Origin of the sequence: Chryseobacterium sp. JV558 (assembly GCF_033712365.1) — a bacterium.
Classification (GTDB): Bacteria; Bacteroidota; Bacteroidia; order Flavobacteriales; family Weeksellaceae; genus Chryseobacterium.
The window spans coordinates 913525-930246 of the sequence record NZ_WJHU01000002.1; the positions used below are offsets into that span (position 1 = coordinate 913525).

Annotated in this window: 12 protein-coding genes and 1 tRNA gene; 5 read left to right on the forward strand and 8 right to left on the reverse strand. The window is 35.7% G+C overall.

Translation table 11 applies throughout. From position 1 onward, the window contains the following. On the forward strand, positions 1–1245 hold the full coding sequence (locus tag GFU89_RS09945) for a hypothetical protein (protein WP_318846981.1): 1245 nt from the start codon (positions 1–3) through the stop codon (positions 1243–1245). Positions 1246–1339: 94 nt separating this feature from the next. Here the strand turns inward: GFU89_RS09945 and GFU89_RS09950 are convergent, their stop codons facing one another. The 4 genes from GFU89_RS09950 to GFU89_RS09965 all read right to left on the reverse strand — a co-directional run bounded on the left by GFU89_RS09950 (position 1340) and on the right by GFU89_RS09965 (position 6202). Further along, positions 1340–2686: a DUF3472 domain-containing protein gene (locus tag GFU89_RS09950; protein WP_318846982.1), complete on the reverse strand. Its 1347-nt coding sequence runs from the start codon at positions 2684–2686 to the stop codon at positions 1340–1342. 231 nt (positions 2687–2917) lie between these two features. Next, a tRNA-Phe gene (locus GFU89_RS09955) sits at positions 2918–2990 on the reverse strand. A 109-nt stretch (positions 2991–3099) separates the two neighbouring features. Then, the gene (locus GFU89_RS09960) at positions 3100–4941 is read right to left on the reverse strand and encodes a lysophospholipid acyltransferase family protein (RefSeq protein WP_318846983.1); all 1842 of its coding nucleotides are present in this window, start codon (positions 4939–4941) and stop codon (positions 3100–3102) included. 22 nt (positions 4942–4963) lie between these two features. Further along, positions 4964–6202 (reverse strand): aspartate kinase, encoded by a 1239-nt coding sequence (locus tag GFU89_RS09965; protein WP_318846984.1) that lies wholly within the window; start codon positions 6200–6202, stop codon positions 4964–4966. A gap of 324 nt (positions 6203–6526) precedes the next feature. On the opposite strand from GFU89_RS09965, the gene fbp reads away from it, so the two are divergent. Together fbp and GFU89_RS09975 are read left to right on the forward strand one after the other, a co-directional pair. Continuing rightward, positions 6527–7543, forward strand: coding sequence for a class 1 fructose-bisphosphatase (gene fbp, locus GFU89_RS09970; RefSeq protein ID WP_047421077.1), 1017 nt, complete (start codon positions 6527–6529; stop codon positions 7541–7543). Beyond that, on the forward strand, positions 7544–8563 hold the full coding sequence (locus tag GFU89_RS09975) for an o-succinylbenzoate synthase (protein WP_318846985.1): 1020 nt from the start codon (positions 7544–7546) through the stop codon (positions 8561–8563). Here GFU89_RS09975 and GFU89_RS23345 read toward each other — a convergent pair whose 3' ends face one another. Both GFU89_RS23345 and GFU89_RS09980 read right to left on the reverse strand, forming a co-directional pair. Beyond that, positions 8564–8731, reverse strand: a complete 168-nt coding sequence (locus GFU89_RS23345) for a bacteriocin-like protein (protein WP_413228585.1) — start codon at positions 8729–8731, stop codon at positions 8564–8566. A gap of 424 nt (positions 8732–9155) precedes the next feature. Beyond that, positions 9156–10286 (reverse strand): alpha/beta hydrolase, encoded by a 1131-nt coding sequence (locus tag GFU89_RS09980; protein WP_318846986.1) that lies wholly within the window; start codon positions 10284–10286, stop codon positions 9156–9158. Positions 10287–10438: 152 nt separating this feature from the next. Between GFU89_RS09980 and GFU89_RS09985 the strand changes: the two genes are divergently transcribed. Further along, a complete protein-coding gene (locus GFU89_RS09985; RefSeq protein WP_318846987.1) occupies positions 10439–12109 on the forward strand; it encodes a glutamine--tRNA ligase/YqeY domain fusion protein in 1671 nt (556 codons plus the stop codon). Between the two features lie 136 nt (positions 12110–12245). Here the strand turns inward: GFU89_RS09985 and GFU89_RS09990 are convergent, their stop codons facing one another. Together GFU89_RS09990 and GFU89_RS09995 are read right to left on the reverse strand one after the other, a co-directional pair. Beyond that, complete coding sequence (locus GFU89_RS09990) at positions 12246–14186, reverse strand: oleate hydratase (protein ID WP_318846988.1); 1941 nt, start codon at positions 14184–14186, stop codon at positions 12246–12248. A gap of 89 nt (positions 14187–14275) precedes the next feature. Further along, a complete protein-coding gene (locus tag GFU89_RS09995) occupies positions 14276–15154 on the reverse strand; it encodes an AraC family transcriptional regulator (protein ID WP_318846989.1) in 879 nt (292 codons plus the stop codon). Positions 15155–15455: 301 nt separating this feature from the next. Between GFU89_RS09995 and GFU89_RS10000 the strand changes: the two genes are divergently transcribed. Then, entirely contained in the window at positions 15456–16637 is a 1182-nt protein-coding gene (locus GFU89_RS10000) for an MFS transporter (protein ID WP_318847169.1), read from the forward strand. Positions 16638–16722 lie beyond the last annotated feature (85 nt).

The following is a 16722-nucleotide window of genomic DNA, read 5'->3' on the forward strand; positions in this document are numbered from 1 at the left end:
ATGAACATAAAAAGTAAAATTAGATTAACAATATATTCCCTATTAATAATGAGCAGTTTAAGCTGCCAGGAAAAAAAGCGAAGTTCTGACAATAGTCAAAAAACAATAAGTATGAATGATGATACTATAACACTAAAGGTTCTAAAAAAACAATTGCAGGAAGGTGCAGGTAAATCAATTGATGAAGCAGGTGCTGAGCTAACTAAAATACCATTTGAAGTAGAAGAGCTTGAAGTATCAGCTGAAACTGCAAAAAAAATATTGCAATCTAATGGTTTTAAGGAATTGTCTGATAGTGAATTTGGTAATAAAATTAAAAATATTTTTGGAAGAATAGTAGACTCTAATTCAGGTAATTCGTTTTTATATGTAAATTATTTTGATAAATGTGATAGAAACTTTGTTACCTATAGTAATAATAGCGTTGATTATGAAGGTGGGTATATTGATAAACAAAGAAAACTTTTCACTGACTTTTATTACCTGCCCGAAATTCTTGATTATCAAAAAGAATACCCAAAATTAAATGACATTGAATTCAGTAAAATTATTAGAAAATCAAGTTCACAAATAGATGTTGAAATACCACATTGGAAAGATGTTATAGATTTAAAAGAACAAAGAAAAGTAAATATCCAAAGAATTATTGCCAGAAATCTGTACTTGTTCAATGATAACAAAACATATATCATTTGGTTAGTAACTCATGATAAAAACTTTATAAAGTTATTGGTTAAAAATTTTGGTTATGATAAGGAACCTAAGTTTAATGAAATGCTTATTAATGAATATATTCAATCTAAAGATAAATATAAAATAGGAGAGCTTATCTTCGCTAAAAACTGCAATAAAGAATTAGAAATACGGAATGGAATATTGCAGAGTTTGGCTGATACCTATCAAAGGAGTTCCAATCCTAAAGATTTATTTGGATTAATGGAGTTCTGTTCAAAACTATTAGAGACAGATGAATACAATAATTATTCTGAAAAAGAAAAAATTAAAATGGTAGCTTATCTCGCAAATACTTATGATTATCAATTTAAAAAGAATCATAGGCATCAGGATGGCTGGGATCCGAGATGGAATATTTTAGGAGCATATTTTGAAGATGATTCAGGAAGTAAAATTAAATGGTCTCAGCTAAAAGAAGAAATGCAAAAGAATAATTACTATAATTTATCTAATTTAAAAGAAGCCATGACCTATGCCGAAGGATTTGATAGCGTAGGTGCTCCGGATTAATTTACAAAAATAAATGGTGTCTTGACAATGGACAAAATAAAAAGGCCAGTTCTTAAAGTATTTAGGAACTGGCTGATTATTTTAAATGATGATTTTAAGGAAGCGTTGAAAAATTGATGTTTGGGGTCTGTGTAGGTGCAGTAACAGAAAACTGTGTGCCGGGCGCAACAGTTGTATTAAAAAATCCTCCATTTTGCAAAAAGAAAGCATTGTTGCTTGTTCCTCCTATGGCATCTATTCTTTGTTTTGCATTATAGGTATTATCTACACTAAATTTTGCTCCGGAAACAGCGTTCCAGCTGCCGTTTGAAGTTCTTACCCATTGATTTCTGAATTCTGCTTTTCTGCCCTGATATCCATTTTCAGGATTGAAATTTTCAACGAAACTATAAAAGCTTTTAAGATAAGTGCTCGTTTGAGGTCTCTTCCAACTGGCTATCAGTTTCCATGTTGTGGTATCCGGTGATAAAAACCAGGCGGTGAAATCTGTCTTTCCGGTTCCGTCCGGTTCGCCTTTTAATAAGAATTTATAAGTTTGTCCTGCACTCCAGTTATACTTATAATAACTTTGTCCACCGGAACCCTCATTCCCGAATTCTCCGATTGTTACTCCGGTACCTGCTCTATTCAGAACAATTTTATGATCAGGAGGGATATTATTCGGATCATCAGTATCAAATGGACTCCATACAGAAAATAGAATTCTTCTTTCCGCAGCAGAATTCACTTGCATTCCAAAATACCCAGCACTAAAGCCATTAGCCATAAAATAAGAGCCTATCTTATCTTCTCCTGCGGGAACTGTTACTTCGTTGTAATAATAGCTGACATTATCAGTAGTTGGAATGACGTAGTTCAGATGACAGGAAGGCCCTCTGCGTGCCCAATAATAGTAAGAAGGATCATTGCTGTAAATATTGGTTCCTGTAGCAGCTGTTCCACCAAAACTAACGTCTGTGACATCTGCAAAGTACCCGCCGGTTTTAGAAACACCCTGAAGATCAACTTTTACATATCCCGGAGTAGAAACTGTAAAATCTCCAACGGTATAATTGGTATAAGTCGATCCTGTTAAAGTAACATTTTTAGATGTATTGCCTACCGTTACTTTTACAACACTTGTACCCGAAGGAACAGAAGCTTTTAGTCCGATGTTTAACGTTCCCGTATTGCTCACGCTGAAATAAGTACTGATAACAGTTGAAGAGTTGGTCCAGTTACCTAAATTGGAGGAAGTAATAACTTCGCTGGCGCCCGAAGGTTTTACCGTTAAAAAAGAATTTCCTGCAACGGGTACATTGAAGGATGATACTTTGTTTAAAGCTGAGGCATTTTTTTGTGCAGCAATGGTGTCTTCTTTTGCCATAGGGGTTTCTGCACAGGATTGAAAAATAAGCAGAGCGACACCTAGAAAAGTGCCTGCAAATAATTTTACTCTCATAATAATATTTGTGATTTGGTTTACAGTACTAAATTAAGTTTTACCGATCAAATAAAAAATTAATTCCCATGTTTTTGATTAATTTTTATTTATTGTTTAAACAAATCCGTTATGTAAAGGTGTATTAAACTTTAGTATTCGTTTTTTAATATTTCCGGCGGAAACTGAGTGGGAGAATAGGCTGACGTATAACAACAAAAAAACCTCTAAACTGAATTAGAGGTTTTCAAGTGGTTTCTCCAGGAATCGAACCAGGGACACATGGATTTTCAATCCATTGCTCTACCAACTGAGCTAAGAAACCATTTATGTTTTTGTTTATTTACTTCGTTGTTTTAAAGTGATGCAAAAGTAGTAAGTTTTAGTATACAAAGCAAGTATTCATCGTACTTTTTTTGAATAAAATTAAAAACTTACTGATTATCAGCCGGATTATTTTCCTGCTCCTTTCTGATCTGTTCACTCATCTCTTCCAATACAGGTTTAATCGTGTTTTCCGGAAGATCACTGATTCGGATATACATCAATCCGTCTATCGCATCATTGAAGTTAGGATCCACGTTGAAAGCGATTACTTTAGCATTTTGCTTGATATATTTTTTGATCAGAACAGGAAGTCTCAATTCAGGTTCAAGATCGTCAATGATTTTGTCCAGCTTATTAAGGTCAGATTCCATTTCCTCAAAGAAAATATTTTTATCCCTGTCACGAAGCTTTACCTTATACTCATTCCTTGGAGTGATATATTGAGCTACTGCAGAATCAAAATAATTGGAACGCATAAACTCAATCATCAGAGATTTTGAAAATTCCGAGAACTTATTTGAAATACTCACACCACCCATAAGGAATTTATGGTCAGGATTTCTCAGGCATACATGTACAATTCCTCTCCATAATAGAAAAAGAGGCAGTGGTTTCTGCTGATATTCCTGGCAGATGTAGGCACGGCCCATTTCGATCACCTTTTTAAAGAAAGGGTGAATGTCCTGTTCAAACTCAAATAAAGAGCTTGTATAGAAGCCTTTGATGCCATATTTCTTCATGACCTCTCTACCCAGTGCCATTCTGTAAGCTCCAGCCAGTTTTTTCTCACCATTGTCCCAAAGGAAAAGGTGATGGTAATGCTTATCATACTCATCAAGGTCAAACGGAAGATTACTTCCTTCACCTACCGCACGGAAAGTAAGCTCTCTCTGACGTCCGATTTCCCTCATAATAGAAGGGATTTCCTCGTAAGTGGTAAAGTAGATTTCGTAATTTCCGTTACTGAACAGCATTTTATCCGTTCCTCTCAATTTATCAACATCTTTAACGATGTCTTCAAGGGGCGTTTCATCAATGATATTCTGAACAATATTTTCTTCCTTCAACAAAGGAAACTTTACAGACAAATTCTGAAGATTGATGCTTTGAGCAAGAGATTTTCTCTTTTCATAGTAAGATTTCATCATATAAACCTTACGTTTCAGAAACTCTCCCAATTCTTCAATCGTTTCCATGTCATCCATTGCCTTTACCGTAATTGGACGTCCGATTCTGATTCTGATAGGTTTTTCTCTGTCATTCATCATTTCTGCAGGAAGCATCAGGGTCTGCAAATTCGGGTGAAGCTTAGCCACCTGATAAAAAAGATGGCTGTTCTTAGCATGGAAATACATAGGAACTACAGGCACTTTAGCCATTCTGATAAGCTTAAGTGCCGTTTTTTCCCATTCTTTATCTAAAATCTCTCCGTAAGGATTGTTTTTGTTGGAAACTTCTCCTGCCGGAAAAATACCTACACAGCCTCCATTTTGCAAATGCTTGAGCGTATCACGCATTCCTGAAGAGCTGCTGTAAGCTTCTTTTCTGTTTTCAAAAGGATTTACAGCGATTACAAACGGTTCCATAGGTTTGATCTTTTCCAAAAGGAAATTCCCCATTACCTTGAAATCCGGACGAACCTCTGATAAGACCTTGCACATCAGAATTCCGTCAATAGCACCCAACGGATGATTGGAAACCAGAATAAACGGTCCCGTTTTCGGAATCTTTGCCAGATCTTCTTCAAAAGCTACATAGCTTAGGTTTCTTTCTCTTACAAATGAGTCGAAAAAGTCTTTGCCTTCCTTGTCTTTTAGTTTATCGTATAATTTATTTACTTCGTTTATTTTAGCAATGCTCATCACAGCAGATGCTACCGGGTTCTTGAGGAACCCAAGTTTACTTAAGCCGGAAGCTTTGATCAGATCGTTTTTCGAAATTAAACTCATGTGTGTTTAGTCGCAATTAATATTATTGTGTTACCATTTGAAGAGTATTCTTGGAAATTTGTTCCAATAATACATTTTTTTCATGGTAAAATTTATCAATGTGATCCATCTTCGCATTTCTTACTGTGAATAAAGATACATTTTTAATTGCTTCGGTTTTAAAAATTTTTTGAAGCTCTTGGTTGAGCTCATCTATATGATTAAATTTGTCTTCAAGGCACAATGCCAGGGAGATAGCAGAATTCTGCATTAAGGAAACCTTGATCTTATATTTAGATAAATATCCAAAAATTAAGCTCATATGGTCTTCTGCAATAAAAGAAAAATCTCTTGTAGATATCTTCAGAAGATCCTGGTTTTCTTTTAAAATATAAGATTCTTCCTGTTGGTTTTTGTCAGAAGCACCTACTTTCGTTCCTTCTTTGGTAGGATCTACGAAAGATTTTACATAAAAAGGAATGCTTTTTTGCTGTAGCGGCTGTAATGTTTTCGGGTGAATAACACTTGCTCCATAATAAGCCATTTCAATCGCTTCTTCATAAGAGATATTGGAAAGTAGAGAAACATCACTGAACTTTCTAGGATCTCCGGTCATTACTCCCGGTACATCCTTCCAGATCGTCATCGCTTCAGCATCCAGACAATAAGCAAAAATAGCAGCAGAATAGTCCGAACCTTCTCTTCCTAGTGTTACTGTAAAATTGTTTTCGTCAGAACCAATGAACCCTTGGGTTACGTAGCAGATCTCAGGATTCAGATTAGAAATAAACTCTTCAGTTCTCGTCCAGTCTACTGCACCTTCTCTGTATGAATTATCCGTTTTGATATAATCTCTGGCATCTAACCATTGATTGGTAAACTGGATCTCATTCAGATATTCACTCAGGATTTTAGTAGAAATCATTTCTCCACAGCTTACTACCTGATCATAAACAAAGTTATAATTTGGAGACTTATTTCTTCTTAAAAAAGAATCAATATCATCAAAAAAGAGATTGATTTCTGCAAAAACCGCATGATTTTCAGGAAAAAGTCCTTCCGCAATTTCAATGTGTTTTCGTTTTATCTTCTCAATCTCAGTTTGATAGTTATCCTTTTTGAAATAAAGTTCTACAACTTTTTCCAACTCGTTTGTCGTCTTGCCCATTGCTGAAATTACCAGCAAACATTTGGCAAATCCCTGGCTTTGTAGAACCATGGACACGTTTTTTACACTTTCAGCATCTTTTACTGATGCTCCACCAAACTTGAAAATTTTCATTAAATTGTTAAAAATAAAATTGTTAGATAAAAAATTACATGAGTTTTTTACGGACGTCAAAATTATAAATTTACAACGAGATATGAAATAGGCGAATGGAATGATAGAATTAAGATTTCCTTAAAATCAACAATTATTGAAATAATTTAAATTTTTCGTGTACCTGATATAACAAATTCGGAGGTGTAATTTTTAATAACTGCTTAGTGTTACCTTATGTTTTGTTTGTATTGTGTTGAAAAACAATAGTTAAGCTCTTTTGTAATTAAATTTTCTTAATGCGATAAATTTTCCGAAATTTGGGGAAAACGTAAAAAGAAAAATATGTCAAATCAACCATTACAGACTTTAGGAGAATTTCTTATAGATAAGCAGGACGATTTTCAATATTCTACAGGTGAATTTTCTCGTCTTCTGAGCGCAATAAGATTGGCTTCGAAAGTGGTAAACAGAGAAGTAAATAAAGCCGGAATTGTAGATATAACAGGAGCTGCCGGCAACCAGAATATTCAGGGTGAGGAACAGCAGAAATTGGATGTAATCGCTAATGAAATTTTTATTACGGCTTTGTCTCAAAGAGAGGTTGTTTGTGGTATTGCGTCTGAGGAAAATGATGATTTTATTGATATTAAATGTGGTGAAAACGGCCACTTAAGTAAATATGTAGTATTGATTGACCCTCTAGACGGATCTTCCAATATTGATGTAAATGTTTCTGTAGGAACTATTTTCTCTATCTACAGAAGAGTTACTGAACCTGGAACTCCCGTACAGCTGGAAGACTTTTTACAGAAAGGGATCAATCAGATTGCAGCAGGATACGTTATTTACGGTTCTTCTACAATGATCGTTTATACTACCGGAAACGGAGTAAACGGATTTACTTTAGATCCTTCTTTGGGAACTTATTATCTTTCCCACCCCAATATGACTTTCCCGAAAACAGGTAAAATTTATTCTATCAACGAAGGAAACTATATCAAATTTCCTCAGGGAGTAAAAAATTACCTTAAATACTGCCAGATGGAAGAAGGAGACCGTCCTTATACATCAAGATATATCGGTTCTTTGGTAGCAGATTTCCACAGAAATATGCTGAAAGGAGGAATTTATATCTATCCTTCTTACTCACAGGCTCCAAATGGTAAATTAAGACTTTTATACGAGTGTAATCCAATGGCATTCCTTGCAGAACAGGCAGGAGGAAAAGCAACAGACGGATTCAGAAGAATTCTTGAAATAGAACCTACAGAACTTCACCAGAGAATTCCGTTCTTCTGTGGAAGCATACAAATGGTAGAAAAAGCAGAAGAATTTATGCGTATTGACAGCGTAAAATAAATGAAAGCAACTTATTTAAAATATTTATTACAATTTAAACGCCCGAGTGGAACATCTCGCGGCGTTTTGCTTGATAAGGAAACCTTTATCCTCACTATTTCAGAAGACGGAAGAAAAGGAGTAGGTGAATGTGCAATTTTCAGAGGGTTGAGCTTTGATGATCGACCTGGTTATGAAGAAAAACTACAGTGGCTCTGTGAACATATTAACGAGGATATCACTTTTTTGAAAGAAGAGCTGAAAGAATTTCCATCCATCTGGTTTGGATATGAACAGGCTGTCCTGAATCTGAAATATGGTGACAGTATTTATTTTCCGAGTGAGTTTACCGAAGAGAAGTCAGCTATTACCATCAACGGTCTGATATGGATGGGAGAGGTAGGATACATGGAAGAACAAATTCAGGATAAGCTGGAGAAAGGATTTCACTGTATTAAATTAAAAATCGGAGTCGATTGGAAATCTGAACATATTATTCTCCAAAAACTAAGAGAAAAATTTTCCAAAGACCAGCTTGAGCTTCGTGTGGATGCCAATGGAGGATTCAGTAAAGATGAAGCCGTTACTGTTTTGCAGCAGCTTGCAGATCTTCATATTCATTCTATTGAACAGCCAATCAAAGCTGGAAATTGGGAAGATATGGCAGAATTATGCGCTAAAACACCTACACCAATTGCATTGGATGAAGAGTTAATCGGAATTATTGATCCTGAAGAAAAGAAAAAGCTTCTGGAAAAAATAAAACCCCAATATATCATTCTGAAACCTGCATTGGTAGGAGGTTTTTCTGGTTCGGATGAATGGATTTCCCTTGCTGAAAACCAGAATATCGGCTGGTGGATTACTTCAGCCCTGGAAAGCAATATAGGATTGAACGCCATTGCTCAGTATACTTTTACAAAAAAAAATCCAATGCCTCAAGGTTTGGGCACTGGAGCTTTATTTGTCAATAATTTTGAATCCGATCTGGAACTCAGAAATGAATTGTTATGGTTCAAAAATATAACTATTAAAAGTTAATTAGCATAATGGTGGAGGTGAATCTGGACATGTTGTTTGTCCACAGTAGTCTGGACCCCATGATCTACAGCACATAGCAACCGGATTCCAGCTATTACACCCAAGAGGTGGTCTTCCTCCTTTGATCGCTTTTAATTCTCCTCTTTTGATTTTCTTTAGATTTTTCATGATATTAATTTTATTTGATTGATAAGTAAATGTCGAAAACTTTTTTCAATTATACAACAAGTGGGGAATTATTTAGCAATATTTAACAAATTTAAAGAAATGTTTAAATATGTTTAAACGTGAAAATATGTTCCTGCATTAGATTTGTAGGAACTTTATTGTTTTTCCGGGCTGTTTATAAGGATGAGTAATTGTTGGATCGAATACTTTGTTGATTTAGAGGTTGTTATTCAGTTAAATGACATCTTTTACGAAGATGGCCTTCTTTATATAATTTAATATATAAGAAAACTGTTTTCTAATATGTTCCATAATAAAAAAATATAATTCCCTATTGTTTGAATTAGCAATATTTATGCCATACTATAAGCTTGAACTAATTTTAACATATAGTTCATTTTTTATGAATTATTTTAATTACTTGTTAAGAAATAATTGTGAAAATGTTTTCGTTATCCTTGGATCGGTTGATGATAAGATTCCGGTCTATTCCGTTTAAAGTCTGAAAAATATCCGCCTGTACCTGCGAACTGGAAAGGTATCCCCAATGATTTCCCACTTCATATTTAAAACTGTTCAGAAGATCATCTTTTACAAATGTACAGTCGATAATAGAAACAATATCTTTGTAATGATTAATATCACTTGGTCCGTTTTTACCAAGCCTTGGTGTCAAAATGTTTTTGGTAAACTGAGAAATTCCCAAAACGGCATCCTGTCTGTTCAGATAAATAGAAATCCGGTTGGCCAGTAATGGCAGTTTATTATAGGAATCTTCGGAATCTTCAAATACTTTGTAGCTGACATCTGCATTCAACAGTAGAACCTGGTCGATAACACGGAGTATATTCTCCCTTTTAAGGCTGTACAGCATACTTTGAAGTACCCTGTTTCCCAGAGAATGGGCCATAAGGTGAATTCTTTGATTGCAGGGTGCAAGATCCCGGTTGGAAAAGATATCTTTTAAAAACTGGGTGTAGAAATAAAACAATCTCATCAGAGATGTTCCGGAATTGATACTGGAGGCTTTATCATCAAAATAGCTCAAAGGAATAATACTTCCTGAGGCCGGCCAGCTTACAAATAAAATATGTTCTACAGGGGATGCGGGATTATCGATGAATATTTTTTTAAGATCAAGAATAGCCTTTAATTCATCATCAAAATCATACAGATAACCATGGATGAATATCAGTACATCACTTCGGTCTTTAGTGGAAGACATGTTTTTGTACAGTTCATAGAACATTCTTTGAGTTCCGCCGAGATTATTGGCGGTAAGAGGAGATTTTTTAATTCCTTTTTCACTCAAAAGAACATCCAAAACTTCTTCGTAGCCCTGTTTTTCGGGTTCAGAGAAAAACTTATAGTTTAAGATATTCCTGTTGGTGTAATCTTTTTTCTTTTTGGCTTGAGCACTAGGTTCTTTATAGTTGTCAAAATCACATTTGGCAATCCTGAAATTGGGAATTGAGTATTCATCATTGGAAAAAGAATCTACTCTTTCACCTTTGTTACGGATTATCTTCCGGTTACTTAAGATATAAACGGCCATGGTGATAATTGGTTAAAATGGTTTTAGCTTTACCGAAATTAATGAAAATTATTGAAATACAAACGATAAGGCTTTTAAATTATCACTTTTACAAACGCTTATTTTTCCGTAACTTTGTGAAACTTTTTTTGCTAAAAAATAAAAGCTACTTAATGGAAGAAGAAAAAAAATCACTCAATTTTATTGAGCAAATTATAGAAGATGATATGGCAAACGGTCTGAAAAAAGATCAGATTCGTTTCCGTTTTCCACCTGAACCAAATGGTTATCTGCATGTAGGGCACACAAAAGCTATCTGCATCAACTTCGGCTTGGGTGAAAAATACAATGCTCCCGTAAACCTTCGTTTCGACGATACGAATCCTGAGAAAGAAGAGCAGGAATTCGTAGATTCTATTATGAAAGATGTAGAATGGTTAGGTTTCAAATGGGATAAAGTTTTGTATGCATCTGATTACTTCCAGCAGCTTTACGATTGGGCCGTTCAGTTAATTAAAGAAGGGAAAGCTTACGTAGATGAGCAAGCATCTGAAATAATTACAGAACAAAGAAGAAATCCTGCAGAACCGGGAATTGAATCTCCATACAGAAACCGTCCTGTTGAAGAGTCGTTAGATTTATTTGAAAGGATGAAAAACGGAGAATTTGAAAGTGGCTCAATGTCTCTTCGTGCAAAAATTGACATGATTTCGCCAAACATGAATATGCGTGACCCTGTTATGTACAGAATTTTGAACAAACCTCACCATAGAACAGGTACTGCATGGAAAATCTATCCAATGTATGACTGGGCTCATGGTGAATCCGACTATATCGAACAAATTTCACACTCGCTTTGTTCTTTGGAGTTTGAAAACCACAGACCTTTATACAATTGGTATTTGGATCAGGTTTATGAAGAAGGAAGGGTTAAAAACAAGCAGAGAGAATTTGCAAGGATGAATGTTTCCTATATGATTACTTCCAAAAGAAAGCTGCAGAGATTGGTAGCAGAAGGGGCAGTAACCGGATGGGATGATCCTAGAATGCCTACTATTTCAGGGATGAGAAGAAAAGGATTTACTCCAACTTCCATCAAAAACTTTATTGATAAAGTAGGAGTTGCGAAAAGAGAAAACCTTATCGAAATTCAGTTGTTAGACTTCTGTGTACGTGAAGATCTTAATAAGGTTGCGAAGCGTGTGATGGCCGTTGTAGATCCTGTAAAATTAGTGATCGAAAACTATCCTGAAGACAAAGAAGAATGGTTGGAGACTGAAAATAATCCTGAGCAGGAGAATGCAGGAACAAGAGAAGTTCCTTTTTCTAGAGAATTATATATTGAGCGTGAAGACTTCAAAGAAGAAGCTAACAATAAATTCTTCAGATTGAAATTAGGCGGAGAAGTTCGTTTGAAATCTGCTTACATCATTAAGGCCGAAAGAGTAGAGAAGGATGAAAATGGTGAGATCACTACAATTTACGCAACTTATGATGAGAAGAGTAAATCTGGAAGCGGAACAGAAGAAAGTTTAAGAAAAGTAAAAGGAACGCTACACTGGGTATCTGCAAAACATGCGATTCCTGTAGAAGTAAGAGTTTACAACCAATTGTTTACCGTAGAGCAGCCAGATGCTGAGAAAGATGTTGATTTCCTAAACTTCATCAACCCTGAATCTATGGCTACCGTAAAAGGTTTTGCTGAGCCAAGCCTGAAAGATGTCGCTGTTGGTGAGCCTCTTCAGTTCCAGAGAATAGGATACTTTACAAAAGATCAGGATTCTACAGATGAGAATATGGTATTTAACCGTACAGTAACTCTGAAAGATTCTTTTAAACCTTAATAATTGTAAGGAATAGATAAAAAAAGAGCAGGACTTAATCAGTCCTGCTTTTTTATTGGTACATAATGTCATCGCAACCAAAGGTGCAGCAGTCTTATGTTGGATTTTGACTAGTTTATATTTTCTAACAAATTCATTATCCCTTCACCCCTTTGACCCATTCCTGGAATCTGCCTACCTGTTCCATGATGAAAGATTCGTGTTCTTCTTTCTCTTCAGGGCGGTTGACCAGAATATGTTCAAAATAAGTTCCTTTCAATACTTTTCTTATAATACCTTCTCCTAAGAATGGTTTGTAATCATTCAAAGCCTGGGTAGCTTTCAGTAAATGTCGGATATCATACTGTAACGGATTGATGTCCGGAACCTGTTTGTTGAGATTCAGAAGTTTGTACACGGCTATTCTTGCTGTTCTCACAGAACTTTCCATAGTGAATACAACATCATTATTGGTCTCTACAAACTGCCCTACAAGACCTAAGTTGGTACATCCTTCAGGAACTACTCTCGGACGGTCTCCCTGCGCTCTTGGCATAAACATAGAAGTGATATAAGGCATAAATGCCGTACGTACAATTGTGTTTTCAATCACGTTATCCAGTTGGTCTGTCATTCCTAAGTGATAACATAATTCGGCAAGAATCTCATTTCCGGTACATTGAGGCATTGTTTTTTTGATATAATTACCTTCTTTATCCATCAGTAAGGCATATACCCATACTACCAATATATCATCCGGCTGGGTAGGGAAGTGGGGTTGTCTGTTGCAGGTAAAACTCATTACCCAGTTAGAGTCTGTAATCGTAATGATTCCTCCTGTAGCGGTTCTTCCGGAATAAGGATCATTCACACACATTTCTTTCAGCTTCTCTGTAAAGGCAGAAGGGCGGCATGTTAAAGTTGCAGATTCCCATGAAGATTTTTCAATATGGCTGCAGAATTTTTCAGGTTTTCCGAATACTTCAGATTTCGCGGCAAGATTTTTCCATAATTTCCATCCTGCGCTTTGTCCAGCACTGCTGTTGTCTATAGTAACCTCAGCAACGGTATTATTGTCTCCGTAAAAAGTGCTTTCTGTCATAGATCCGGTTGTTACAATAACGTAATCCTCTTTACCAATTGGTATTCTTACTTCCTCTCCGTTTTGTTCAGTAATAATTCCTTCTACTGTTTTTCCTTCTGTATTGATGTGGATATCAAGATCTTTTACCAGAGTATTAAACTGGATTTGTACTCCTTTTTCAACCAGGAAGTTTTTCAATGGAGTTACATAGGTATCATACTGGTTGTATTTAGGGAATACCAAACATGAAAAGTCTTTCATTCCGTCAATTGCATGAAGGAATCTGTGCATATACAGTTTCAGCTCCAATAAGCTGTGCCAGTTTTCAAAAGCAAACATAGAACGCCAGAAGAACCAGAAGTTGCTGTTCAGGAAGGATTCTGCAAAATAATCTTCAATCGTAAGATCATCAAGTTCTTCTTTTTTCTTCAACAGTAGTTTTACAATGGCCAGCTGATCTTTTTTCTCAAGTCCGAATTTGCTGAAATCCTTGATCTGTCCCTGATTATGAATTAATCTCGCTTTAGAATAATTCGGGTCATTGTCATTGATAAGACGATATTCATCCAGTACACTGTAAGGTGCAGGCAATTCCAGAGCGGGAATATCCTGGAACATATCCCACAGATTCTCATAGGTCATGTCCATTTCCCTTCCTCCACGGATAATATAGCCGTCTTTTGCATTACCGGCGCCATCCAGAGATCCACCTTCAACATTTAGCTGGTCGAGGAAAATAATGTTTTTGCCGGGAACACGTCCGTCACGGATGAAATAGTAAGCTGCCGACATTCCGGCAATTCCGCTTCCTACAATATAGATTTTACTGTTTTCGTAAGACTGTAAAGGAATTCCTTTATTACGTTGATAATTTCCGATCTGGTCGGAGAAAGGCATAGTTTTTTCAGGAGTGTTAATCTGAACTTCTTTACTTGAATCCGGTTCGTGGTTTACTTTTCCAAACTGGTCTGAGGCATTTAAAACGTTGTCGAATTTTGAATTGATCGTACTCATCTTGTATTGTTTTTAATTAACAGTATAAAGGTACCTCTATTCAAAAAGCGATATATATCCCCAATTTCAGAATTATTATCCCCAAATTCTCATGACTGAATATTTTCTTTAGTTCTGTACTCTGAAGGGGAAAAGGTAGTATGTTTTTTGAAAAAACGTCCAAACGCAGAAGCCGAATTAAACTGAAGTTCAAATGCGATCTCTGAAATTGTAATCTCAGAATTCCCAAGCATGACGTAAGCTTCTTTCAGCAAAGTTTCATCAATAACCTCATGCGGTGTTTTTCCACTTGATTTTTTAATAATTTCTATAAGATATTTATTAGAAACGTGAAGTTGATCCGCATAAAACTGAACCGTTCGCTGCTGCCTGATATTTTCCCTGATCAGTTTGCTGAATTTTAGATAAAGGTCTTTTTTTCCATCCTCTTTTCCGGGAGTTGAAGAATTCTCCTGTTCCATAATCTCAGCAGTTTCCAACAGCAGATTGAAAATAATAGTTCTGATAATCTCATCTGTAAATTTACTCTGTTTCTTCGATTTTTTTTCAAGATAATCCAGAAGGTTCTGGAGTAACAAAGAATTTTTTGAAGAGGTTTTTACAATATTGTAAGACCCTTTGGAGAAAAGATTCATTTTCTCAATGATAAAGGGATTGGAAATATTTTTAATCAGAAAATTCTTGTCAAAGAACAATAGTTTCATAGTGAAGTCGTCACTGGTCTTTCCAAACTTTACAATCGTAGAAGGGGCAGCCATAAGAAAACTGTGTGCATCTACTTTATACTTCTGACGGTCTATCTCAATATTGATTTCTCCGGCAGTACAGATGCAAAACGCATAATAATCCATTCTGAAAGGAGCTTTAGGAAACTCAAAAATGGGTTTTCCGGAAGAAATATAGTAAGATTGCCGGCAGTCAATACTGTAAAAGGATAGCGTATCATGTAAATTCTCGTAGGTTACCATTCTTACGTATTGGTTAAATTTTTATTGTGTTTTTAAGCAGTCTTAGTAAAAAACACCCGTTGTTACTGCAATTTACGATTTTTATAAAAGTTTCTGGTTTTTTATAGATTAAATAAAACCGTTTTTTCAGGATACAGTTTTTTGTTTGTTTTATGGAGGTTATTTACAAAAATAAGGTTTAAACAAGGACTTTTGGGTTATTTTTATCTAATTTTGCACTTTCAAATTTCCCCAAAATATTATTGTGAGACTAATTAACGTATATACGAGTTCTTTTAAAGGACTCTCGCAGGAGAGTTGGATGCTGGCGTTGGTAATGCTCATCAACAGGGCTGGTTCTATGGTACTTCCGTTTCTGGGAGTTTACATGACTAATCATTTACATTTCAGTATTGAAAATTCAGGAATTGTACTGAGCTTTTTTGGAATAGGTTCGGTGATCGGATCATGGCTGGGAGGGATGATTACGGATAAAATAGGTGAATATAGGGTACAAAGCTTAAGCTTGCTTCTCAGTGTTCCTTTATTTTGTTTAATTCCGCTTTTCACAACAGAAGCAGGATTGGCTGGAATTATTCTGGCTCAAAGTATTGTAAGTGAAACATTTCGTCCTGCCAATTCAGTGGCCATTACCAAATATGCAAGACCTGAAAATATAACCCGGGCTTTTTCACTGAACCGTATGGCCGTCAATCTTGGATTTTCTATCGGGCCTGCATTGGGAGGTATTTTATCTGCTATTTCCTATGAATTTCTGTTTTTCAGTAATGCGCTGGCTGCTTTGCTGGCTGGGTTGATGTATATCTGGTTTTTTAAAGGCCGTGCAAGATTAGCCAAACAACAGGCAAAAAAAGTAAAAGAAGCCATTGTCATTAAAAAAGAAAGCTCTCCATACCGTGACGGTAAATTTTTGATTTACTGTATATTCTGTATGTTGTTTTCAATATGTTTCTTCCAGTTGTTCAGTACGCTGACCATCTTTTATAAAGATATCGCACATATGAGCCAGCAAAATATCGGATATATTCTCGGATACAGTGGTTTTCTGATTGTATTGCTTGAAATGGGTCTGGTACAGATTGCTGAAAAATATTTTACTTTAGCTTTTACGATGCTTATCGGGACTTTCCTGTGCGGAGTTTCCTATGCAATGCTGGCTTTCGATTACAGTATGGTTGCTCTTGTACTGTCTATGACATTGCTTTGTGTAGGAGAAATATGGACACTCCCTTTTATGTCAACCATTACCGCATTACGCTCTGGAGATAACAATAAAGGAGCTTATATGGGATTGAACGGAATGTCATTTTCCATAGCATTTATCATTACACCTTATATAGGAACTTTGATTGCTGAAAAACTAGGATTCAGTATATTATGGATTGGAACCGGAGTACTGGCTGTTGCTATTGCCATCGGTTTTTACTTTATCATTCCATGGCTGCTTAAGGATAAGAATAAAGCAGAAGAGGATTTGGCTTAAATATAAATTCTCCTATAGATCAACCTAAAATTGAAAAAGCGGGTAATTCTCAACGTTAGAATTATCCGCTTTTTATATCAATGTA

Excerpts from the sequence above, each read along its gene's own strand:
- GFU89_RS09945 (WP_318846981.1), top strand. The coding sequence starts at position 1 with ATGAACATAAAAAGTAAAATTAGATTAACAATATATTCCCTATTAATA.
- GFU89_RS09950 (WP_318846982.1), bottom strand. The coding sequence starts at position 2,686 with ATGAGAGTAAAATTATTTGCAGGCACTTTTCTAGGTGTCGCTCTGCTT.
- GFU89_RS09960 (WP_318846983.1), bottom strand. The coding sequence starts at position 4,941 with ATGAGTTTAATTTCGAAAAACGATCTGATCAAAGCTTCCGGCTTAAGT.
- GFU89_RS09965 (WP_318846984.1), bottom strand. The coding sequence starts at position 6,202 with ATGAAAATTTTCAAGTTTGGTGGAGCATCAGTAAAAGATGCTGAAAGT.
- fbp (WP_047421077.1), top strand. The coding sequence starts at position 6,527 with ATGTCAAATCAACCATTACAGACTTTAGGAGAATTTCTTATAGATAAG.
- GFU89_RS09975 (WP_318846985.1), top strand. The coding sequence starts at position 7,544 with ATGAAAGCAACTTATTTAAAATATTTATTACAATTTAAACGCCCGAGT.
- GFU89_RS23345 (WP_413228585.1), bottom strand. The coding sequence starts at position 8,731 with ATGAAAAATCTAAAGAAAATCAAAAGAGGAGAATTAAAAGCGATCAAA.
- GFU89_RS09980 (WP_318846986.1), bottom strand. The coding sequence starts at position 10,286 with ATGGCCGTTTATATCTTAAGTAACCGGAAGATAATCCGTAACAAAGGT.
- GFU89_RS09985 (WP_318846987.1), top strand. The coding sequence starts at position 10,439 with ATGGAAGAAGAAAAAAAATCACTCAATTTTATTGAGCAAATTATAGAA.
- GFU89_RS09990 (WP_318846988.1), bottom strand. The coding sequence starts at position 14,186 with ATGAGTACGATCAATTCAAAATTCGACAACGTTTTAAATGCCTCAGAC.
- GFU89_RS09995 (WP_318846989.1), bottom strand. The coding sequence starts at position 15,154 with ATGGTAACCTACGAGAATTTACATGATACGCTATCCTTTTACAGTATT.
- GFU89_RS10000 (WP_318847169.1), top strand. The coding sequence starts at position 15,456 with ATGCTGGCGTTGGTAATGCTCATCAACAGGGCTGGTTCTATGGTACTT.